This is a genomic window from Thomasclavelia ramosa DSM 1402 (assembly GCF_014131695.1).
GTDB classification, from domain to species: Bacteria; Bacillota_I; Bacilli_A; order Erysipelotrichales; family Coprobacillaceae; genus Thomasclavelia; species Thomasclavelia ramosa.
Genome location: NZ_CP036346.1, coordinates 1,564,085 through 1,586,087, shown reverse-complemented (window position 1 = coordinate 1,586,087; position 22,003 = coordinate 1,564,085). Strand labels below are relative to the sequence as shown.

The following is a 22,003-nucleotide window of genomic DNA, read 5'->3' as shown; positions in this document are numbered from 1 at the left end:
ATTTCTATATTCTCATTCGTAGTTCTTCGATTGTAAATTTTATACTGCAGAGGTATTTCCCAATCCGGTTACGAAAGAGGTTACTCTAGCACAACAGTTACTTGTATGTTGTGCAATTGTTACATCATCATACCCGCTAGATATTTTACTTCCAGATGCGACTACAAAAGCGACATGATTGTATCGTCCATCTTTTTCCCAATCTGCTATACATTGATATATTGATTTTTTTATTTCTTCTAGTGATATTTTCATTGATCTTAAAAATACAATAAGTTTCACACTATCAGCATCGCTTTGACTATAATTTCGGTAGTCATTATCATCTCTATCTGGTTTTATTAAACCAACTTTTTCATAATATATGAGTGCTTTCTTGGTAATATGAAACCACTCTTCAACTTCATGGTCTTCATAGCATTCATTCTCCTTGCGCTTATTACATATTATGCCCTAAGGTTTAGGTCAATAAAAAGGATAATATTTATTCACAAAATAAATATGAATCTTATTCTATTAGTCCACAAAATAAAAAAGTGAAAGGAATGATAATCCGGACATTTTCCCCACTATACTTTAAAGAGATTATGGATTATCTTCATAATCTCTCATTATAATTTATAGCGGGTTTTGTAATCCCTCTCTATAAATTATAGCATCTTTTTTCTCGTTAACTTTACCATAATAAAAACCCCTCACGTTGGTTATGTCCAACTTTTGGGGTTCGCTTCAAAATATATAGTCTTTTAATGTCCTCTATGAGCCTTACAATAGTATTGAATAGAAATACCTAATAATGATAGTCCAGAAATGAGTAACAGTCCATTTATATCAACATTATCACCAGTTTTTACACTTACAACCGGTTTTGTCGTATCTCCAGGATTTACTGTTGGCTCATCCTTTACTTCTTTAATATCCCATAAATAGTCTTTTACAAATGTTGTAAACAGACTACGCCATGTTCCCCAGTCATGAGCACCATAAGTTTCAATATAATCATATTTAATGCCTGCTTCATCTAGATTTGCTAATAATCCTGCAAAATCTTTATTTCCTGTAAATCCAACTTTACCATAATCAACAATACCAGCTGCTAATAATAATGTTGGTTTGTCCGCATTTTTTATTGCTGATATATCAGTATTTGGATCAGTTGCTGACCAAATTCCTAAATATCCAAATTTATCTGCTAAGGTCGTATAAATAGACGTTGTTGTAAGACCACCCATAGATAATCCACAGAATGCACGATCATTGCTGATAGTTGAAACACTATAGTTAGCTTCAATAAATGGAATAATATGATTCATTAAGTTATTTTTAATTTGATCGTAGTCCCAACCAAAATATGTATTATCCATTGTTACAACAATTGCTTCAGCTACTTCTTTATCAGCTAATAAATTATTCATTATATTTGGAACCGCACCAATTGTCATCCATTCAACTTCATTACCACCGCCACCGTGTGATACATAAATAGTTTTATAGCTTTTAGTAGCATCATAGTTATATGGTAGATATATACCTAATGGTTGTTTTGTTCCATCAATCGCATCATAATTTACGAATGAATATGTTCCTTTTTGATTATCATCTCTAGCATAAACATATTCTTGTCCATCAATAGTATTCTTTGAAGAACCAACATACACCAAACTGTGGCCAGCATCATGATTATTGTAGTCATTTTTTAGTGACGGATTTGCTGGATCTTGAATTGTTACTGTAGTGCCGTCAGCATAAGTAACTGTATAGTCATAGTAGTAAAGATTCCCTGGTAATGGTAAAGTAATTTCAAAACGTTCATCTTTTGTCTCTGTCAATTCATAAATGGCAGTATCATTATTTAACCCATAGCCAGTATTAAACATTCCATCTTTATACTCGTAAGCATTATATACTTTTGCTTGTGAAAAATCTAAAGTCTGAGTATAGTTTTTAACCGCTTCATCATCTTTAGAATAGAATTGTAAATTTCCTGAAACAGTTACCTTGACCGCATCCTTGATATCTTGATCTTCGTATACAAAAGTTGTTATATAATCACCATCATATGCTGGATTAATGTTTTCTTCTACTGTCACACCGGCTTGATAAGTAGATTCTCCAGGATATTCATAACCCCATAAAATATCTTTAACAAATGTTGTAAATGCATCTCTCCATACGCCCCAGTCATGTGAACCGTATTTTAAATCATAAAAATGCTCTACTCCCAGCTCTTCTAAATATTCATGTGCTCTTACTGTCTTCCCTCTGTTAAATGCTGAATCTCCAGATTCCTGCGTCGCCTGAATAGCCATATCTAGATTCCCGCCAGTTAGATATACTGTCTTTGTTTTTAATAACTCCCAGTCTTTACAAATCAGTGGATCTGCTGTCCCTGAAAAATTTCCATACGCTCCAAACATGTCTGTATAACTGAACATGATTGTCCCTGTTGTCAATGCTCCCATTGATAGACCACACAGCGCTCTGTCCTCCACTTTCGTAGATACGCTGTATCTCTCTTCAATCAGCGGAATGATATTTTCTTTGAAATTTTTCGCAATTAAATCATAATCCCATCCAAAGTGACTGTTATCCATTGTTACAACAACACTTTCTGCTGCTTCTTTTTCCGCAAGGATATTATCCATAATATTTGGCAATGAACCAATTTCCATCCATTCGGCTTCATTTCCGCCACCGCCATGTGATACATAAATCGTTTTATATGTTTTTGAAGGATCATAGTTGTATGGTAGATAAACACCTAATGACTGTGTTTCTTCATCTGTGTTATGTGCATCCTTGTATTCAATAAATTCATATTTCCCTGTTTGACCGTCAGCTCTTGGATAAATATACTCCTGTCCTGCTGTTGTATTTTCACTGTTTCCAACATAGAAAACACTGTGTCCCGAATCATGATCAGTTAAGCTGTTTTTCTTTGATGGATTTACCGGATCCTGAATCGTAACTTTTGAACCGTCACTATACTCTACTGTATAATCATAAAAATACTGATTGCCCGGTAACGGCAGTGTAATCTCGAATCTTTCGTCTCCTGTTTCCTCCAGTTCATAAATGGGTGTATCGTTATTTTGTCCGCTACTTACATTGAACATTGCGTTATCCTTATCATAGTCATAAGCACTGTAAACCTTGGCTCCGGTAGGATCAGCTGTTTTTTCATAATTTTTAACAACCGGATCATTTAATGAGTAAAACTGAAAATTACCTGAAACTGTTACTCTTTCTGCGTCACGTGCATCTTTGTCTTCATAAACAAAGGTTGCGGTATAATCGGCATCCCAGTCTGGATTAGTATTTTTCTCTACCGTTACGCCCGGACTATATACAGCATTTTGAGCCGTTAATGCGGTAATACCATTGGACATTAGCATAGTTCCTGATAATGCCACTGACAATAACAAATTCTTTTTATTCATGTTATCCCTTCCTTTCACTAACATTCTATCCGAAGAAGGAATAAGAACGCCACATTCCTTTATGCAAGCTGCTTTCATTTTTTGCAAGCAGGTTTTATAATTTGAAAGAGCATGCGGGCAGAAAAGTTAATATATTCATTAATTATATAAGCTAGTAGAATATCAAGTTGCAATATATTTACACTAAGATAATTATATCATGACTCATTTTTTATTATTTCAACCATGAGATTCTTTCCTAAAATAAACTCACAGCGATCAACACGCATTATTGTAAAATACTACAATAATTGAATTATTAAAAAAATCGTAAAAAATTATAGCGAACCGAATAAGTTGTCCAACCTATTCGGTTCACTTTTTATATGTCCAAACTTACGAATAAACAAAGAATAGTGGTACTATGTCACATATGGGTTTATATGCACTTAATCCTACTCCTAAGCAACGTTATAACTCCTATAAGGGGGAAATGAATGGAACTTGTAAGAACTTACTTCTTGATAAACGAGAGAATAAGTATATTAGAAAAACATATTTTAATAGAAACCTTAAAACTACATCGGTTAATCAAAAATGGACAACTGATGTTTCTGATTTTAAAACAGCTATGAGTAAATTATATTTATCTCCAATTTTAGATATGCATAGTAGAAAAATCGTAGGATACGATATATCAACTACACCAAGTCTATTTCAAACATACCGAATGTTAGATATGGCTTTCTCTAAATTTTTCCATAGTAATCAAGGATGGCAGTACCAACATTTCTCATATTAAAATAAATTAAAAGAAAAAGGAATTACTTAATCAAAGTCTCGAAAGGGAACGGTCAGGATAATTTACTAATAGAAAACTTCTTGGAAAAAATGAAGAATGAAATGTTTTATGGATTTGAAGATACATTCAAATCATTAGAAGAGTTAAAACAAGATATTATAGATTATATCGAATACCATAATAATTCTATAATTACAGTAAAAAGAAAAGGCTTAACCCCTATACAAATTAGGAATCAAGCCTTACAATTAATTTAAATTATTTTTTGTCCAACAAAGGCAGTTCACTATAAAAATTACGACTTTTTTAAATATGGATTATTTAGGCGTTCTTCACTTAACGTAGAGTTTGGTCCATGACCAGGATAAATAACAGCATCAAAATCATATTCCTTTATTTTATTTATGCTTTCGATTGTTTCATACTTTGATGAATTTGGAAAATCAAAGCGTCCAATTGACCCTTTAAACAATACATCTCCAGAAAAAATTATATTTTCATCTTTTAAATAAATCATTGACGATCCTGGACAATGTCCTGGTAAATGTAGCCATTGTACATCAAAATCCCCAAACTTCATCTCCTCATGGCTTGACTGAACTGGTGCTTTAACAGTAAAAGGATTTTCATACACTGATAAATTTAACTGAGGATTATCTAGCATTTCTAAATCGTCTTGATGAAGATAGATAGGACAGTGGTAATGTTCGTATAAATAGTCAACCGCACCAATATGATCGAAATGTCCATGAGTTAATAAAACAGCTTCTGGAACTAGTTCATTTTCCGTCAAATAATGCACAACTTTCTTACCATTAGCTCCAGGATCAATGATTAAGCAATGATGATTCTCATCACTTACCACATAGCCATTAGTTTGCATATTACCTAGCAGTAATGTTTTTATTTTCATCTTCTTCCTCCTATAAAGAAAAAAAGCCAATAAGGCTTATTTCTTTTCTTTATGTACAGTTTTTTTATTACATCTTGGACAGTATTTGTTGATTTCCATTCTATCTGGATGATTTCTTTTATTTTTTGTGTTGATATAGTTTTCTTCACCACATTCAGTACATTTATAAATGATATTTTCTCTCATTAGTTACACCTCCATTAGTAAACTTCCGTCTAATATATTATCATAGTATTTAAATAATTACTAGCACTTTTTTTAATTTGTTGAGTGATACTTCTCCCAGTAACGATCAATTACTGCTTGAGCAACGATCGGAGCAGAACTAGATCCACTTGTTGCAGTAGTTTGTCGATAACTCATACAAGCAAAAGCAACTTCTGGTCTAGAATCCTCCGTTGTTTGCACATAACCTATTTGTAAATGATTAGGATAATCGGTTGTTCCAGTCTTACCATCATCAGTTGTATAATCTTCTGCTGTTCCGGTTTTAGCATAAGTTACATATGGTTTTGAATTCCAAGAATGTGCAGTTCCTTCAGTTCGGGTAACACAAGCTCTCATTCCTTGTTTAATTTGGCTAAACGCCGTCGCTTGATTACTAACATCATCTAATACATTTGTATTTGCCTCATAATTAACTTGTATTTCTCCATCCTCATCAGTAGTATATGAGTCTAAAAGTAAGTGGGGCTGGATTCTTTTCCCGCCATTAGCCAATGTACATGCGTATTGTGCTAATTGAATATTTGTGTAAGTATCATACTGACCAATCATTGCATCTAATAACAACCCACCTGTACGTTGTTTTCCTCGATATCCTAATGCTTCATTTGAAACATCTAATCCTGTTTTAACTCCTAACCCTAACTCACCTAAATCATTTCTTAAAGTATCAAAAGCTTCTTCATTTATTTTCAACGGCCCATCATAAACATAATTTGCCCCACCTAAAAGCATTGCTATCCTAAACATATAAACATTTGATGAATAAGCCAGAGCATCAACTTCATTAATAGTTCCAAAAGATTTCCAAGACTTTTTAGCTTTTGTTCCTTTAATTTTGATTGGCTCATCAACAAAATAAGTGTTTGGTCCAATTACTCCTTCTTTGAAACCAGTATAAATTGAACCTCCCTTAATTGTTGAACCGATTTTATTTGCATCTAGGTAATTCCCTGAAGCATAATCACTAACTTCACCAGTTGCTTTATCGATTGTTTTGCCGGCCATTACAATAATTTCACCCGTATATGGATCCATTAGAATAAAAAACATTTTATTAAAATATTTATTACTGCTATTACAAGCTTTTAATTCCTCTTCGATTTTTTGATTAGCCAATTGTTGAAGTTCCCAATCAATTGAAATACGAATATTTGAACCTGCAGTTCCTGCTTTAGTACTTGTTATTATTGGGTTTCCTGAGCTATCATAATTTAAGGTATAGGTACTGTCATTCCCTCGTAAAATATCTTCATACTGCTCCTCTAAGCCCGAAGTTCCTACTCTAGAATCATTTTGGTATCCCAATGCTAATAATTCATTTTTTAATTCTACAGGTAACCCTTGTTTTTTAGTCGTCACTTTGCCTAAAACTGAAGCAAACTCTGTTGAATTTGAATATTGACGTGCCCAATCTGTTGTAACTGTCACCCCGGGTAAGATATCTGCATTTTCACCAATAATACTAGCCTCCTCATCAGTTAAACCTTCAGCCAAAATTGACGAACCACTCGTACAATTTTGCATCAAGTATAAAAAGTGAGTATATTTTAATGTTGCTTCATCCATATATTGACTAATTAATTCATCAGTAATTCTCTCTAATTTAAGACTATATAATCTTTTGTCTGCATTTTCTTGAGCTTTGATTTCTTCTTTTTCTTTATCGCTAATCAATCCGTCAGCAACATCTTTAAAAGCTAAAATAAAATAATCCTTTTTTGCTCGATCAGAAATGATTTTTTTATCATTTACATCAATATTGATATTTTTTGCTAAAAAAGCAGCTGATTCTTTTAAAACATCATTATCAATTTTTTTAGGTGCATAATATGTTGCACAAATTACACTTGTATTTTCCACTAATTTTACATATTCACGGTCAACAATTTCTCCTCTAGGAGCATCACTCGTATATGTAGTAGTACCATATTGTTCCAGCTTTACTGCCAATTCATCAGCCTGTTTAAATTGTATAATTCCTAAACGTATTGCCATTACGGAAGTAACAGCAATAACAAAACAAAGTAGTCCGATTAATCGCCGACTAACAATGTTATCTTGTAAATTTTTTTGTTCACGTTCTTGTTCTGACGCCCCATAAAAACGTACCTTAGGTATTTTATTTCGAAAATTAAATGCCATTTCTACGCCTCCTTATCATTTGTTCATTATAAAACAAATTTACTTGTAAGTAAATTAAAAACAAAATTTACCACAAAGTAAAAATAACTGCCATAATTTTATTAAAATATTTTATGACAAAATAGGTTTTAAAAATTAAAATATCATTGATTAAAGACAAAACATGTTACTAATTTCCTAATAATAAAAATATTAATACAACAATTAGAGATATCACCCTATTCGTTATTAATTATAAACTATAATAATTAGATAGTACATTAAAATATTATTAATAAAAAATAAAGGAAGTGATTACTCACTTCCTACTCGAATTCATTATTCTTCGCTACTTCTCTTATCCAGTTAGCACTCTTCTTTTCAATTCTCTTGTATCCCTGATCTAATGCTACACGAATGAATCCGTAACGATTTTTAAAAGCATTTGCCCATGACCAGTTGTCTATTACTCCCCAGTAATGATATCCTAAACAGTTTGATCCATCTTCTATTGCTTTTGCAATCCATTCCAGATGATCCCTTACAAATTCTATTCGATAATCATCCTGTACCGATCCATTCTCATCCATATATTTTTCTTCTCCTTCTACCCCCATTCCATTTTCTGATATGAAATAAGGCAGATCCGGACATTCATTTTTAATCTTCATCCCAAAATCATAGATTCCTTTCGGATAAATCTCCCAGCCACGGTGTTCGTTCATTCTTCTCTCTGGCCAGATATATGGTTTCGCTATACATGGCAATCCATTTTCATCAAATTTCTGATCTGGCGCCTGAATTCTTGTCGGCTGGTAATAATTAAATCCCAACCAATCTACTTTTCCTCCAGCTAAGATTGCTTCATCTCCAGGGCGACGATTCATTTTGATCTTCCATTCATTTTCTACTGTATCAATTACATCCTTTGGCAGATGTCCGTGTGCTACTACATCTAACCACCAGCGGTTATGCAACCCATCTGTCATTCTTACTGCTTCCAGATCCTCTGGACTTGGATCTTCTTTTGTATATGGTGGTGCAAAGCAGTTAATCATCCCTATCTTCGCTCCTTCAACCATTTTCCCTTCAGCCTGCAGTTCTCTAAAGTTCATTACTGCTAGACAGTGTGCTAATGTGATATTATATTGGACATCCAATGAACGTTTAATGTTCTTTTCATAGGGAAACCAAACCCCATGCAAATATTGCTGTTCTGGTTCAACGATTGGCTCATTGAATGTAAACCAATATTTAACTTTGCCACCAAATTCCTCCATTGCCTTTTTAACAAAATTTGCATAAGCTTCAACAACTTCACGATTAGCCCAACCACCACGTTTATATAAATATTCAGGCATATCGAAATGATACATGTTCATAAAGATATCGATTCCGTTTTCATTGGCACAATCGATCAGTTTATGATACCATGCAGCTCCTTCTGGATTAATATTTCCATCCTGATCAAGCAGTCTAGTCCACTGCATTGATGTTCTAAAAGATTTAAAGTTCATTGATTTGAACAGTTTGATGTCTTCTTCATAACGGTGATACATATCATTTCCGACATATGAGCCAACATTGTTATGAAAAGCATTGATTTCCTGGTCAGACCACATGTCCCAGTATGATCTTAGGCGACCACCAACGTTATAAGCACCTTCAGTTTGCGGACCAGATAAAGCCGCCCCAAAGAAAAAATTGTCTGGTAATTTGATTGTCATTTTCATTCTCCTTTATTCGTATATATTTATATTGTAATGGCTATCAAGACTATTTACAACAAAAAAATAAGTAGGATAGATAATTTATCCTACTCATCGTCAACAGATAATATCGCCATGAATGCCTCTTGTGGAATTTCAACATTTCCAACTGCCTTCATTCGTTTTTTACCTTCTTTTTGTTTCTCTAGTAATTTCTTTTTACGAGAAATATCGCCGCCATAACATTTTGCCAATACATTTTTACGCATCGCCTTAATTGTAGTACGGGCAATTATTTTCCCTTGTAGTGCTGCTTGAATTGGCACTTCAAACATTTGTTTTGGAATAATTTCTTTTAATTTTTCACAGATAATTTTTCCTCGTCCATATGCAAAATCCTTATGCACAATTGTTGAAAGTGCATCAACGACTTCTCCGTTCAATAAAATATCCATTTTTTGAAGTTTGCTAGTACGATAGCCAATCAATTCATAATCAAGAGATGCATAGCCTTTAGTACCTGATTTTAATTTGTCAAAAAAATCATATACAATTTCAGATAAAGGAATTTCATAAATTACATTACGTCGAGTATCATCAATATATTCAATATCCTGATATTCTCCACGTTTAGATTGACATAATTCCATGATAACCCCTACGTATTCGTTTGGAGTCATAATAGAAGCTTTAACATAAGGTTCTTCAATATGATCAATTACTTGCGGCTCAGGCATCATCGCTGGATTATCAACGATTACTTCACTACGATCTGTCAAATAGCAATGATAAATAACTGATGGTGCCGTTGCAATTAAATCAAGATCAAATTCTCTTTCTAAACGTTCTTGAATAACATCCATATGCAACAAGCCTAAAAAACCACATCTAAATCCAAATCCTAATGCTTGTGAGGTTTCTGGATCAAACATTAATGATGAATCACTTAATTTCATTTTTTCTAACGCTTCCCGTAAATCTTTATAACGAGCGTTATCAACAGGATATAAACCACAATATACCATCGGATTTAATTGGCGGTATCCGGGTAATTGAATATTAGACTCATTTTCAACTGTAGTTACAGTATCCCCCACATGAATATCCTGGATGGATTTTATTGAAGCGGCAAACCAGCCTACTTCACCTACCACTAACTGTTCTTTTTTTACTTCACGAGGAGTTCTTACACCTAATTCAGTTACTTCATATGTTGCTCCTGTTGCCATAAACTTCACATGATCTCCAACGTTAATAGTTCCTTCTTTAACCCTAACAAATACAATTACTCCGCGATAACTATCATAATAAGAATCAAAAATCAAAGCTTGTGTTGGATTATTCACATCTCCACTAGGAGCAGGAAATTCCTGTACAACTTTTTCAAGAACTTCTTCAACATTTAAACCGCTCTTTGCTGAAATCAACGGTGCATGATCTGCCGGCAAACCAATAACTTCTTCAACTTCACGTATAACTCGTTGCGGATCAGCACTTGGCAAATCGATTTTATTAATAACTGGCAATATTTCTAAATTATTATCTAGAGCCAAATACACATTTGCCAACGTTTGTGCTTCAACTCCCTGCACTGAATCAACAACTAATATTGCACCTTCACAAGCAGCCAACGATCTCGATACCTCATAAGTAAAGTCGACATGGCCTGGTGTATCAATTAAATGTAACAAATATGTTTGACCATCTTTAGCAGTATAATTCAGTTGAACTGCGTTTAATTTGATGGTAATTCCTCTTTCTCGCTCTAAATCCATACTATCGAGTAACTGTGCCTTCATTTCACGATCTGCGACAGCTCCAGTTATTTGCAAAATTCGATCTGCTAGGGTGCTTTTACCATGATCGATATGTGCGATAATTGAAAAATTTCTAATTTTACTTTGATCAATAGTCATTTTTTCACCCACTTTCGTTAAATCATTATAACAAATAAGCCGGTTAAACTCAAATGATATTTAATCATAGTTTTTGAAATATTTATCTAATAAAGAAACTCGTTCTGCAATTACTTCAATTGAAGTAATTTGTTTTGACTCGGCACATTCTAATGTTCTCGAATGCAGTCTTCCTTTAACTGCAATCATGCATCCTGGTCTTGCACAATCAATAATCATTTCAGCGATACCGCGCCATAAACTTACAACAATGTAATCATTTTCAAATGCACCAAGACTATTTTTAAAACCTTGTTCGATTTGAATAGTTGCATTTGCTACTTTTACACCTCCAATCGTTGTTTTCATTTCCGGGATATCTACTAATCTCCCTACTAATGCTACAGTATTTAACATTATTTACCCCTCCTTTATGACAAAATTATAGGCATAATTATAAAAAGATTACAACACTGTAAAATTAACCATAATTAACGACATTGTCAAAATGGGTCACTGGTGAAACTTTTTCTTTCAGATGTGTAGCAAAAGTTAACAGATATGCTTAAATAGACTATATCAGTCTATAAAAAATTGTCGAAAAAAATATACATATTTTGCAAAAAAAGTCCATCTTATCCCTGTTTCGCCCAAAATAACTACTATATTTATTTTTATATAATATTTTTCAATACCTCCAATAACAAAAAAAACTCTATAAAAATAGAGTTTAATATTCCCAAATTAAGATTCATTTTTTATTATTCCCACCCCATCATAATGAGGACAATATAAAAAAGATATTTTCTTATACTTTCTTAAACACAGAAATAAATATATTTTTGATTATGCTCCATTATAGTACCTTAACTCATCTTGCTTGTACATACTTTATCTTTAGAATTCCAATTTATTTTGCTAGAGTTCAATTAATATTAAATTGGGCTAAATATTTAGTTAACATCTTATCTAAACAAAACTAATTATTGTAATACTTGTATCTATTTTTTCCGCCTTCTTTTGCTTGATACAACGCTTTATCTGCTTTTAAATATAAAGTATTCATATCTCTACCATCAATAGGTGCTAGTGCTATTCCAATAGAAGCTTGGATGTTTATCTGATCCTTTTCACTTTGATAATACAAATCTAATTGTTGAAGAAGTCTGGATATTAAACGATTAAAAAGCTTGATGTCTTGAATGTTTTTTACAAAAACCACAAATTCATCTCCTCCAAAACGTGAAATAATAGCATCATCACAAAATGAATTTTTCAAAACATTTGCTACATCAACTAATGCTTGATCACCAGCTAAATGTCCTAAAGAATCGTTAAGATTTTTAAAATTATCTAGATCAATTAATAAAAAAACCGCCTGCTGTCCTTGAGGTACTTCTTGTAAATATTCATTAATATGTGTTTTACAATAATATCGATTATATAGTCCAGTTAACTCATCTGTATTTGCTTTTAGCTTTAATCTTTCTATTTGCTCTTTTTCACTTTGATTTAATAAATATTGTTCTGTGGTATCTGCAACCATCATTAATATGATTTTTGTATCTTCATCATAAATATAATAGTGTATTGTTTTTTGGTGAAATTCTCCACAACTATCCAAAATTCGTATATTACAAAAATAGTCGCCATCTTTTTGCAAAGTTAAAAAAATATAATCGAGATTCATTTTAGTTTGAGCTACTTTGCGATCTTCTATAACCACCTGACTTTCAATAAATGTATCTAAGGCATCTTTATAATCAAATTCATTTTCATTAAAAATTAGTTCCTTCATTCCTTCAGTAACAAATTGTAAATATTTGCCACTATCGCAATCAATATAACAGAGCGATTCAAAATTCTTTTGTACATATTTTGTAATTACCGTTTGAAATACATCGTCTTTATCGATTTTTTTAATTAGAATTAAAATACGGTCTTCTAATGCTTTAGGAACCATTAAATGGATCCGATACCAGCCATAAAGAAAATGCTCTGTTTTTTCACGGATATCGATATGTGCATTCTTTTTTTGAAAAACAAGTTCTTTTAAATGGTTAAATGATAAAAAACTATTAAGATATTCTAATTCAGAAATATCACTGCATCTCTGCATAAATAAAGATAAAAATTTGTTATAAGACATATCATGAATTGATAAATTTTCACCTTTAATAGCAGATATGTTTTGTGTCATTATATCTATATCAAAAATATAAGCATTTTCCTCGATAATCGTTGAGAGTATTGCATCACTATCAATAAAAAACTCCATATTTCGTTTTTGTTCTTGAATGTCCATAATTCCCATTAAAACTTTAGGACTATAGTTCATTTGTGCTAGTACAAAAACAAGCCGTATCCATGAATACCCATCATTACTATTATGAATACGAACATCAATCGTCACTTTTTGTTTTTTTGCTGAAGATAATTCATTATAAGTTTCACAAATGATAAGATGATCCATAGAATAAATATATTTTTTTATAAATTCAAAAAAATTAATTCCCGAAAATATGGATAAATATTTATCTTTTCGTTGAAAAACAATCTCCATCGTATTCGTAACCGGATCAATTTCACATAATTCATCGTATATATCCATATAATAGCGTGAATATTCTTTAAATAAAAGTTGATCTTGAATTTGATAATCAAATGAGAATGGTTCGAAACGGAAAATTAAATTACTAATATCTTGATGATACCCTTCCAATCGATAACATTGTGTAAAATTAGTATTGAGATACCCGCCACATCGTATATACATCCAGCCATTTTCAGGATGTTTCCAAGGATATTCGACTTCTGCCTTATTCCCACTTATTAAACGTTCAACTGCTTCCTCTACATAAGAAACATAAGCTGGATGTATTCGTTCTACCCAAAATTGATAAACTTCCTCCGGCGAATAAGAATCCGCTACTCCTAACAGTAATTTCATATGAGTATTACCAAACATTTTAGGGTCATTCTTTTTATTATGAGACAATTCAATAACCCAAATTCCAATTTTAGCATTTTCCAGCATATTATCTATTAATAAATTTTCCATTAAAATTCTCCCAATTAAAATTATTTATTAAACTTATTTAGCATCTTGCTTGTAAAATCATTTGAATCAATAGGACGACTATAATAGTATCCCTGTCCATAATCACAACCAATTTCTTTAACCAATAAATCATCTTCACTTGTTTCTACTCCTTCAATAACAGAAAAGATAGAAAGTTTCTTAGATAGTTGAACAATTTCCTCCATTATTAAACGTGCATTTTGATTTCTAGTATCCTTTATCTCAACTAAAAAGCTACGATCCAGTTTTAATTCATCAATATTTAATTTTCCTAAAGTATTTAATGAAGAATATCCTGTTCCAAAGTCATCCATAGATATTTTAAAACCAATATCTCTTAATTCTGTTAATTTTTTATTTAAGTCATCTACATTTTCGATTGCAATTTCTTCCAGAATTTCTAAAGTAATTAATGATGCTGGAATATTATATCTATCTAATATTCCACAAAGATTCTTTACGTATCCAATTTCATAAAGTACTAATTTTGATTGATTAATTGCAATCGGAATAGCTTGATATCCTTCGTCAATCCATTGGCGAAGCAATTGGCAAACCTTTTCAACCATATACATATCTAAATTAACACAAAATCCATTCTGTTCAAAAATTGGGATAAATTGTGAGGGAAAAATTGTAGTCCCATCGTTTCTTATCCAACGTACCAAGGCTTCAGCACTAGCAAGAGAATTAGTTTTTAAATCTATTTTTGGCTGTAAATACAATTTAAACTCACCGTTTTCTATGGCTTCGTACATATGCCTTTCGATATAGTCATTCATTTTTTCTTGCTCATGTAAAGCCGCATCGAAAAACCACAGCGGTATTTTAAAATTATTTTTCGATATTTCTAAGGCAAACATTGCATGTGTCATTGACACTTGTAGTTCCTGCTTGTCTGTAGCTGTTGCAATACCACAACTCATAGTAATTCTATAATTACTATTAGAATCATTCGATGACGTTCTGATTTTTTCTAAAATTTCTTTAAGACGAACTTCAAGAATGTTTTTTTCAGTCTCTAATAAAAACATATAAAAAACATCAGCACTATCACGACAGACAAGTTCACCATCTTTGATATTATCATTTAAAATTCTTCCAATGTAGCACAGTAACCTATCTGCTTGTTCTTTTCCAAAAATCTCATTTATAAATTTAAATTTACGTACATTTAGTGCAGCAATTGCATATTCAGAATGTTCTTCAATATGCTGGTGTGCCAATTCCCCAAAACGATTTAAATTATAAATTCCTGTTAGACGATCTAAATATGCAAAATCCATTAATTGCTGGTTATTCTTTTTCATTGTCCGATAACCATAAATTAAAAGATAACCTACTAGTAACACTATAATGACAAAGAAACAAGCTACTGCATAAGCAACCGAGTAAATTCCACTATTACTATTTTGAACAGAGTTAATACAAAACAAATACCATTCATTAACATCAAGCGGTTCTAAAATTGAATGATACTCTTTTCCTTCATAGGTAAATGTAAAACGGACTATTTCAGAATTTTTCATACTTTTTTTAATTTTTGTTAATTCATCTCCAGACAAATACGGTTCTTTAAATATATCAGTCTTTTTTTCTTTAACAACTGCATGTGAGGAACGAATCAAAAATTTCCCATTCACATCCAATAAATGGATATAAGCACTCCCATTTAAGACCTTTTCGCCATCTATAATTTCTGAAAATACATCAACAACACTACTAGCAATCATAGCTCCAACAATTTGTTTATTTCGATATACTGGAACGCCAAAAGTAAAAACCTCTTCTTCGGAAAAATCACCATAGAATGGTTCTGAAACATTTTCCTTTCCCCGCAAAGCTTTACGAACAACTTCTTGTACTTCAGGCTGTAGTGACGATAAATGAATATCACTAGAAATAATATGATCACCTGTAGATAGTGTTCCCATTTCATCATTGTAAAAAAAAGCAACTGTCAAGAAATCATTTTCAATATATGCCCTTTCCAAAATGGAATCAAAATCAGCAGACTCATCCAAATTAGAATTTCCAATAATGCTTGCGACAGTATTTAACATTTGAAAATTATTATTAATTTGTTTATCTAATCTCTTTTTATAATTATCTGTTTCTTCAATCATTCTTTCATCAGTTGAACGATCAAAAGCTGTTCTTATCACATAGAAAAATCCAGCTCCAATTGATGCTAAAAATATCCCAATAATGACTGCAAAAATAATTATTTTTCTAAGACTTTTCTTAACTTTATCTTCATACATGATTTTCGCTTCCTATCACAAACTTGAAATTTTACGTATGTTATTATACCAAAAAATGAAATTATAACAACTGTTGAAAATAAAAATATACCTCATTTAATATTGCAATATTTTTATTGTATCTTGTATATAATTATTGCCCAATTACAAGTAACTCATAAAAGAATCATATACCAACTATATAATAATTTTATAAAATCTTCAAAACTAATTTTACAAATATCTTATTATTGCTCTAATCTATAATTATCTAATAAATTTACCAATATATACTGAAAAAGAAGGCAATTTAGCCTTCTTCTACAACAACATATGCAATTGCATAATCATTTTCATGAGCGATTGAAATAAAAGTATTAGGATAATTAATTTTTGGCTTGCCGTTTTTATCATTTAATATCTCAATATCATGAAAAGACAGCATGCCATGTTCAATCCCATGAGCCTTAAAAAAAGCTTCTTTGGCAGCAAAACGTCCACCCAAAAATTCTTTTTTTTGTTTTAAAGAATTTTTATTTTTAAAAATTAAAAATTCATTTTTTGTTAATAGTTTTAAAACAAAACATTCATTATCTAAATTCAGCCGATTTAGATCAACAATATCACAACCAATACCACTTATCATTGTTAGTCTTTAAACTTCTTTTCATACAAACTCATTAATTCATCCAATGACATATCATCATCAATTTCATCAATCAAAGAGTTTTGTTTTTCAACATCGTTAGTACCAAAATCTAATTTGAACTCACCAGTTCGCTCCTCAATAATTTTAAGCTGATCCTGTTCTTCTTCCACAATTTTAGCTATATTACGTAAATTATCTTCTACTGTAGGCAAATCTTCAATAACTTTTTTTTCTTTAGGTTCATCATTAATAGTTGTCAGTTTTGCTTCTGATTCAACTTGTTCCTTTTCCTCATAATTTCCAAAAAAAGGACTAATTACAGGAACTAATTGATCAACATTTTTACGTTTTTTAGGTTTTGAAGAAGTTGTTGGCTTTACAGCTTTTTTATCATTTTTTCCTTTTGTAATTCCCATCATTGGTGAAATAACTTCACTCATTTGGTAAATTTGACGAGGTTTTTCTTCTACCTTAGGCTTTGCCTCAACAACCTTAGTTTTTTCTTTAGTCTTTGGGGTAGGCGTTACAGTCACTTCTGGCTCCTCTTTAAATTCTTCATCATATATTAATGGCGTGCTAAATTTTTCCTTACGTCGCTGTTCAACGACAGGATCCACTTCAAAAATATCTTCATCTTCTTCATGCTTTTTAAATAAGCCTCTAAACATCACTGTTTCCCCCTTTTCTAGAAAAATGAATCTCCAATACTATATTTATCTTTATCTAAAACTAATATACCTCTAATTTGGGGAGCATTAGGCAGTCCTAACTCTCTTGCTGAACAAATCATCCCGTTAGAATCAATTTTACGTAGTTTTGAAGGTTTAATAACCAATCCACTAGGCATAACTGCGCCAATAGTAGCTACTACCACTCTTTGCCCAACTTCAACATTAGGGGCACCACATACAATTTGTGTAGTAGTATTCTTTAAATCAACCTGACAAATATGTAAGTGGTCAGAATCTGGATGTTCTTCCATTGCAGTTACCTCACCAACAATAAAACGAGGTTCTTTGTCTAAGACAACCGGATCAAGTCCGTGAGTTGTTAAAAGTTCATTAAATTTTTCAATTTGATTATCTGAAAAATTAACTAGTCCAGTATTTAATTCTCCCAAATAATTACTAGCATTCAACAAATTAAAACCAAGTATCCTATTTTTACTATCTTTCAATACGACTAAATCATCATATTTATCATAATCAAAGGTCCTACCTTCTCCACATCGTGCTAATAAAATATCACCAACATGTTTTAAATTATAAAATCCATGAAATATCATTCCTACACCTCTTATTTTAACGTATCAATAAACGCCTGTATTTCTTCTTTAGTCTTACGTAACTTACTTACAAAGCGTCCACTTTCTTCTTTATCGTTATAAGCTACAAAAGAAGGAATACCTAAAATATCCAGATCCTTACACAAATCAATCATATTGTCACGATTAATCATATAAAACTTGTATTCAGGATTGGCATCAACAATATCGCCAATGAACGGTTTTACAAACATACAGTCAGGACACCAGTCTGCTGTAAACATTATAATCGTTTTACCTACACGAATATTGTCAAATTCTTCGATTGTTTTAATTTCTACTAATTTATCCATTTTTACGATACCTTGCTACCAATTTATAAATTGGCCCTTTCTCACAAAATTTTCGCTCATACTCAGTCATAATATTGATTTCACTTTCAGGACTGTTATGCAAATCTAAACTAATGTACTCTATATCCATTGGATATTGGTTTAAAGAAATAATCGAATATTCGAACAGTCCACGATTATCACTTTTAAATTCAATATTTCCTTCATCTATTAAAATATCCTTGTATACATCTAAAAATTTACTTGATGTAAGTCGTCTTTTAGCATGCTTACTTTTAGGCCAAGGATCACTAAAATTCAAGAATATTTTATCAACTTCATCTTTTTCAAATACTTGATGCAATTCAATTGCATCGTAATGCATTAAACGCAAATTATTTACTTTTTCTTCACGAGCATTTATCTTATTTATTGCTGCTGCTAAAACACTTGGGTATTTTTCAATACCAACAAAATTTATTTCTGGAAATTGACGAGCATTTTCATAAATAAAATCACCTTTACCCATCCCGATTTCAATATATATTGGATGATTATTTCCAAAAATATCTTTCCATTTATTTTTACAATTTTCCGGCTCCAATATTACAAAAGATTTATTTTCTTTCATAATATCATATGCTTTTGGATTATTTCTTAAACGCATTATTACTCCCCTTTACATATAAAAATATTCTATCATAAATCCTCCATCAAGTCGACTAATTCCTCATTAGATAATTCTCGAAAATCACCCAATGATAAACTCCTATCCAGTTCAAGATTGCGGATCGATAAGCGTTTTAAATATATTACCTCTTTACCACAAACCTCAACCATCTTTTTTACTTGATGAAACTTTCCTTCAAATATTTCAATTCTAACATCACAACTATCATTGTTTTTATTAATAATTTCTAGGTTGGCAGGTTTACAGTGATAGCCAGTATTTAAAATAATCCCATCTTTAAATGCCTGAATATCTTGTTCATCCATAACTCCCGCAATATTTGCAAAATATATTTTTGAATGATTTCGACTAGGGGCTAATAATTTATGACTAAAATCACCATCATTAGTAATTAACAATAGTCCTTCTGTATCTAAATCCAAGCGGCCGACAGGAAATAAATCATAATTTTCATAGCCCTCAATCAGTTCTAATACTGTAGGATGAAGATTGTCTTTAGTTGCACTAATATATCCCGCTGGCTTATTCAGCATTATATAGACATATGGCCGGTATTCAATCAACTCATCATCAAATACTATTTCATCAATTTCATGATCAACTTTAAAATCATCTTTCTTTATAATCATTCCATTTACTTTTACAAAACCTTTTCGAATCAGTGATTTTACTTCTTTTCTAGTACCAATCCCATAGTTTGCAAGCAATTTATCAAGTCGCATTACCATATAGTTTAATATACCTTTCTTCTTTGTTATTAGATTGTTTATCTGTTGAAAAAGTCAAATAAACCAATACACTAAATTCACTTTTACTAGTAATACCAGATAGATTTACACCCTTATAAATTCCATTGGCTTTATCTACTACTTCAGGAACTAATGAAAAAATATCTTCCTCAAGAATTCCTAAGGTTGGTAGACTTTCATTATCATCACCAGCAACTTTTGCTATTGCTTGTAAATGATACATATTTATTGTCGGTGTGTCAATAATAACATCATACCGATATTTTTTATCTTCAACTTTATTGACTACTAAACGTATATTAAATTCATTTGTAGCATTCAAAAATTCATTATGATTATCTATTTTATTTTCATATTCTTTATATTGTCGATAAAATTTATTATCGTTATTGTCTTTATTTTTGCACCCTATTAAAACTAGGCAACAAATTAGAATCAAAGCAATTTTTTTCATTTTTATCACCTTTTTTATTATATCACGTTTTTATATGTATACAAAAAATAAAACATATAAATGTCTTTTTGTAAAGCTCATACTTATAACAAAAGACATCACAAAAGTTACTTCTTACCTTTTGTGATGTCATATTAAACTTTCTATTTACATTTAAAAGTTTCACAAGCTGTTTCTTGAATATCTTTCGCTTCGTGACATTTACAATTACAAACTGTAATTTCTTTTGCCTCACAATTACAATCATGATTGTAAACACAAGTATCAACGTGACAACATACACCTTTAGCCATGGAATCACCTCCATAAATAGTTTTAACTAAAATACTAAAAGTATGCGAAAAGAAAAGGATAAATATGATTATTTATCCTCGTACTCAATCAAACAGCTAAAACTATATTCTAATTCACTTGAAAAAGTCATTGCCACTTGATAATGCAGCGATAAAATTTTAGGATTTTTCTTTTCCAAAAAATCATTAATTTCATCTTCTAAATCTAACTCGTGTGTTTTTTCAATAATTTTTACTTTCATAAGATAATTATAAAATTTATCTTATTCCTTTTTTGTCATTATTGGTTGATTTCAACTTTAAAAGTACATTCAAAAATCTCACTAGGATTTAGACTAACTACACCCTCTTTATCCTTAAATTCCCCAGTGAAACCAACATAATCACTATGACCTACCCAAGGTTCAATGGCAATTAGTCCACCCACATGTTTAGCTGCCCAAATACCTAAGTGATTAAAACCTTCCATATGGAATACTAAAGATTTATTGTGATTTAATGACTTCAATGATAATGTTTTTGATTTCACGTCCTTTAAAACAATTGCATCATTATCAAATAATTGCTGACGAACAAAAAATCTCTTTTCGTTATCTAAAAACGGTAATGTTATATCTGACATTCCTTTATGTTCAACATCAATAATTTTTTGATTAACAGTCTCATTCTCACTAAATTCTAAATAGTAATCATTACTTGATTCATTTTCCATAAAAGGACAAGCAAATGCAGGATGACCACCAATTTGGAAATAAATAGTCTGACTATCGGTATTAGTAACTTTACAATTACAGCTAAGTACATTCTTATCCAATTTATAAGTTACATCTAACTTAAATAAATATGGATATTGTTTAGCTATTTCCTCATTTGAAATAAGTGTAAAAACTACTTCTTGATCATTAATTTGATTAGCCTCATATTCACTATGACGTGAAAAACCATGTTGAGTCATAGTATAAGTTTTACCATCAATTCGACACTCATTATTTTGTAGCGCACCTACAATAGGAAATAGGATTGGAGCACTATTCGCCCATTGAATTGGATCACGACGCCACATATAATTAATTTGATCATCCTGCCCAACAATTTTAATAATTTCTGCACCTTTATTAGCTAGAGTAACCTCTAAAACTTCATTCTTTAATGTAATCAT

At 31.3% G+C, this 22,003-nt stretch carries 22 protein-coding genes; 2 read left to right on the top strand and 20 right to left on the bottom strand.

Going from position 1 to position 22,003, the window contains the following annotated elements; genetic code table 11:
• Nucleotides 1-39: 39 nt before the first annotated feature.
• Both EYR00_RS07515 and EYR00_RS07510 read right to left on the bottom strand, forming a co-directional pair.
• Complete coding sequence (locus EYR00_RS07515) at nucleotides 40-447, bottom strand: MerR family transcriptional regulator (protein WP_081446379.1); 408 nt, start codon at nucleotides 445-447, stop codon at nucleotides 40-42.
• A 299-nt stretch (nucleotides 448-746) separates the two neighbouring features.
• Complete coding sequence (locus EYR00_RS07510) at nucleotides 747-3,440, bottom strand: alpha/beta hydrolase (RefSeq protein WP_232254035.1); 2,694 nt, start codon at nucleotides 3,438-3,440, stop codon at nucleotides 747-749.
• Nucleotides 3,441-3,912: 472 nt separating this feature from the next.
• On the opposite strand from EYR00_RS07510, the gene EYR00_RS07505 reads away from it, so the two are divergent.
• Complete coding sequence (locus EYR00_RS07505; protein ID WP_158561777.1) at nucleotides 3,913-4,221, top strand: DDE-type integrase/transposase/recombinase; 309 nt, start codon at nucleotides 3,913-3,915, stop codon at nucleotides 4,219-4,221.
• 80 nt (nucleotides 4,222-4,301) lie between these two features.
• A complete protein-coding gene (locus EYR00_RS16085; RefSeq protein WP_418080409.1) occupies nucleotides 4,302-4,478 on the top strand; it encodes an IS3 family transposase in 177 nt (58 codons plus the stop codon).
• 38 nt (nucleotides 4,479-4,516) lie between these two features.
• Here the strand turns inward: EYR00_RS16085 and EYR00_RS07495 are convergent, their stop codons facing one another.
• The 18 genes from EYR00_RS07495 to EYR00_RS07410 all read right to left on the bottom strand — a co-directional run bounded on the left by EYR00_RS07495 (nucleotide 4,517) and on the right by EYR00_RS07410 (nucleotide 22,003).
• A complete protein-coding gene (locus EYR00_RS07495) occupies nucleotides 4,517-5,134 on the bottom strand; it encodes an MBL fold metallo-hydrolase (RefSeq protein WP_003538280.1) in 618 nt (205 codons plus the stop codon).
• Between the two features lie 36 nt (nucleotides 5,135-5,170).
• Nucleotides 5,171-5,320 carry a 50S ribosomal protein L33 gene (rpmG, locus tag EYR00_RS07490; protein ID WP_008791745.1) on the bottom strand — a complete coding sequence of 50 codons (150 nt, stop codon included), beginning with the start codon at nucleotides 5,318-5,320 and terminating at the stop codon, nucleotides 5,171-5,173.
• 72 nt (nucleotides 5,321-5,392) lie between these two features.
• Nucleotides 5,393-7,504: a peptidoglycan D,D-transpeptidase FtsI family protein gene (locus tag EYR00_RS07485; RefSeq protein ID WP_003538278.1), complete on the bottom strand. Its 2,112-nt coding sequence runs from the start codon at nucleotides 7,502-7,504 to the stop codon at nucleotides 5,393-5,395.
• 305 nt (nucleotides 7,505-7,809) lie between these two features.
• Complete coding sequence (locus EYR00_RS07480) at nucleotides 7,810-9,210, bottom strand: glycoside hydrolase family 1 protein (RefSeq protein ID WP_040434386.1); 1,401 nt, start codon at nucleotides 9,208-9,210, stop codon at nucleotides 7,810-7,812.
• An 89-nt stretch (nucleotides 9,211-9,299) separates the two neighbouring features.
• A complete protein-coding gene (gene lepA, locus EYR00_RS07475; RefSeq protein WP_008791747.1) occupies nucleotides 9,300-11,108 on the bottom strand; it encodes a translation elongation factor 4 in 1,809 nt (602 codons plus the stop codon).
• Nucleotides 11,109-11,168: 60 nt separating this feature from the next.
• Nucleotides 11,169-11,504 carry a single-stranded DNA-binding protein gene (locus EYR00_RS07470; protein ID WP_003538275.1) on the bottom strand — a complete coding sequence of 112 codons (336 nt, stop codon included), beginning with the start codon at nucleotides 11,502-11,504 and terminating at the stop codon, nucleotides 11,169-11,171.
• 562 nt (nucleotides 11,505-12,066) lie between these two features.
• The gene (locus EYR00_RS07465) at nucleotides 12,067-14,148 is read right to left on the bottom strand and encodes a sensor domain-containing diguanylate cyclase (protein ID WP_003538274.1); all 2,082 of its coding nucleotides are present in this window, start codon (nucleotides 14,146-14,148) and stop codon (nucleotides 12,067-12,069) included.
• A gap of 20 nt (nucleotides 14,149-14,168) precedes the next feature.
• Nucleotides 14,169-16,433 (bottom strand): bifunctional diguanylate cyclase/phosphodiesterase, encoded by a 2,265-nt coding sequence (locus tag EYR00_RS07460; RefSeq protein ID WP_003538272.1) that lies wholly within the window; start codon nucleotides 16,431-16,433, stop codon nucleotides 14,169-14,171.
• Nucleotides 16,434-16,722: 289 nt separating this feature from the next.
• The gene (acpS, locus tag EYR00_RS07455) at nucleotides 16,723-17,058 is read right to left on the bottom strand and encodes a holo-ACP synthase (protein ID WP_003538269.1); all 336 of its coding nucleotides are present in this window, start codon (nucleotides 17,056-17,058) and stop codon (nucleotides 16,723-16,725) included.
• Between the two features lie 2 nt (nucleotides 17,059-17,060).
• Nucleotides 17,061-17,729, bottom strand: coding sequence for a hypothetical protein (locus tag EYR00_RS07450; RefSeq protein ID WP_003538268.1), 669 nt, complete (start codon nucleotides 17,727-17,729; stop codon nucleotides 17,061-17,063).
• Between the two features lie 17 nt (nucleotides 17,730-17,746).
• Nucleotides 17,747-18,346, bottom strand: coding sequence for a YtpR family tRNA-binding protein (gene ytpR / locus EYR00_RS07445; protein ID WP_003538266.1), 600 nt, complete (start codon nucleotides 18,344-18,346; stop codon nucleotides 17,747-17,749).
• 11 nt (nucleotides 18,347-18,357) lie between these two features.
• Nucleotides 18,358-18,678, bottom strand: coding sequence for a thioredoxin family protein (locus EYR00_RS07440; RefSeq protein ID WP_003538265.1), 321 nt, complete (start codon nucleotides 18,676-18,678; stop codon nucleotides 18,358-18,360).
• Nucleotides 18,671-19,324 (bottom strand): tRNA (guanosine(46)-N7)-methyltransferase TrmB, encoded by a 654-nt coding sequence (trmB, locus tag EYR00_RS07435; RefSeq protein ID WP_003538263.1) that lies wholly within the window; start codon nucleotides 19,322-19,324, stop codon nucleotides 18,671-18,673. The genes EYR00_RS07440 and trmB overlap by 8 nt, the downstream gene beginning before the upstream one ends.
• 32 nt (nucleotides 19,325-19,356) lie before the next feature.
• Nucleotides 19,357-20,076 (bottom strand): pseudouridine synthase, encoded by a 720-nt coding sequence (locus EYR00_RS07430; RefSeq protein ID WP_003538260.1) that lies wholly within the window; start codon nucleotides 20,074-20,076, stop codon nucleotides 19,357-19,359.
• A complete protein-coding gene (locus EYR00_RS07425) occupies nucleotides 20,060-20,551 on the bottom strand; it encodes a hypothetical protein (RefSeq protein ID WP_003538258.1) in 492 nt (163 codons plus the stop codon). The genes EYR00_RS07430 and EYR00_RS07425 overlap by 17 nt, the downstream gene beginning before the upstream one ends.
• A 143-nt stretch (nucleotides 20,552-20,694) precedes the next feature.
• Nucleotides 20,695-20,844 carry a DUF1540 domain-containing protein gene (locus EYR00_RS07420; RefSeq protein ID WP_003538256.1) on the bottom strand — a complete coding sequence of 50 codons (150 nt, stop codon included), beginning with the start codon at nucleotides 20,842-20,844 and terminating at the stop codon, nucleotides 20,695-20,697.
• A gap of 68 nt (nucleotides 20,845-20,912) precedes the next feature.
• Nucleotides 20,913-21,086, bottom strand: a complete 174-nt coding sequence (locus tag EYR00_RS07415) for a sporulation protein Cse60 (RefSeq protein WP_003538253.1) — start codon at nucleotides 21,084-21,086, stop codon at nucleotides 20,913-20,915.
• Between the two features lie 38 nt (nucleotides 21,087-21,124).
• Nucleotides 21,125-22,003: an aldose 1-epimerase family protein gene (locus EYR00_RS07410; protein WP_003538252.1), complete on the bottom strand. Its 879-nt coding sequence runs from the start codon at nucleotides 22,001-22,003 to the stop codon at nucleotides 21,125-21,127.

Coding starts and splice junctions, on each gene's coding strand:
- EYR00_RS07450 (WP_003538268.1), bottom strand. CDS start 17,729: ATGTTTAGAGGCTTATTTAAAAAGCATGAAGAAGATGAAGATATTTTT.
- EYR00_RS07505 (WP_158561777.1), top strand. CDS start 3,913: ATGAATGGAACTTGTAAGAACTTACTTCTTGATAAACGAGAGAATAAG.
- EYR00_RS07460 (WP_003538272.1), bottom strand. CDS start 16,433: ATGTATGAAGATAAAGTTAAGAAAAGTCTTAGAAAAATAATTATTTTT.
- acpS (WP_003538269.1), bottom strand. CDS start 17,058: ATGATAAGTGGTATTGGTTGTGATATTGTTGATCTAAATCGGCTGAAT.
- EYR00_RS07510 (WP_232254035.1), bottom strand. CDS start 3,440: ATGAATAAAAAGAATTTGTTATTGTCAGTGGCATTATCAGGAACTATG.
- EYR00_RS07440 (WP_003538265.1), bottom strand. CDS start 18,678: ATGGATAAATTAGTAGAAATTAAAACAATCGAAGAATTTGACAATATT.
- trmB (WP_003538263.1), bottom strand. CDS start 19,324: ATGCGTTTAAGAAATAATCCAAAAGCATATGATATTATGAAAGAAAAT.
- rpmG (WP_008791745.1), bottom strand. CDS start 5,320: ATGAGAGAAAATATCATTTATAAATGTACTGAATGTGGTGAAGAAAAC.
- EYR00_RS07425 (WP_003538258.1), bottom strand. CDS start 20,551: ATGAAAAAAATTGCTTTGATTCTAATTTGTTGCCTAGTTTTAATAGGG.
- EYR00_RS07465 (WP_003538274.1), bottom strand. CDS start 14,148: ATGGAAAATTTATTAATAGATAATATGCTGGAAAATGCTAAAATTGGA.
- EYR00_RS07410 (WP_003538252.1), bottom strand. CDS start 22,003: ATGATTACATTAAAGAATGAAGTTTTAGAGGTTACTCTAGCTAATAAA.
- EYR00_RS07415 (WP_003538253.1), bottom strand. CDS start 21,086: ATGAAAGTAAAAATTATTGAAAAAACACACGAGTTAGATTTAGAAGAT.
- ytpR (WP_003538266.1), bottom strand. CDS start 18,346: ATGATATTTCATGGATTTTATAATTTAAAACATGTTGGTGATATTTTA.
- EYR00_RS07480 (WP_040434386.1), bottom strand. CDS start 9,210: ATGACAATCAAATTACCAGACAATTTTTTCTTTGGGGCGGCTTTATCT.
- EYR00_RS07495 (WP_003538280.1), bottom strand. CDS start 5,134: ATGAAAATAAAAACATTACTGCTAGGTAATATGCAAACTAATGGCTAT.
- EYR00_RS07485 (WP_003538278.1), bottom strand. CDS start 7,504: ATGGCATTTAATTTTCGAAATAAAATACCTAAGGTACGTTTTTATGGG.
- EYR00_RS07470 (WP_003538275.1), bottom strand. CDS start 11,504: ATGTTAAATACTGTAGCATTAGTAGGGAGATTAGTAGATATCCCGGAA.
- EYR00_RS07430 (WP_003538260.1), bottom strand. CDS start 20,076: ATGGTAATGCGACTTGATAAATTGCTTGCAAACTATGGGATTGGTACT.
- EYR00_RS07420 (WP_003538256.1), bottom strand. CDS start 20,844: ATGGCTAAAGGTGTATGTTGTCACGTTGATACTTGTGTTTACAATCAT.
- lepA (WP_008791747.1), bottom strand. CDS start 11,108: ATGACTATTGATCAAAGTAAAATTAGAAATTTTTCAATTATCGCACAT.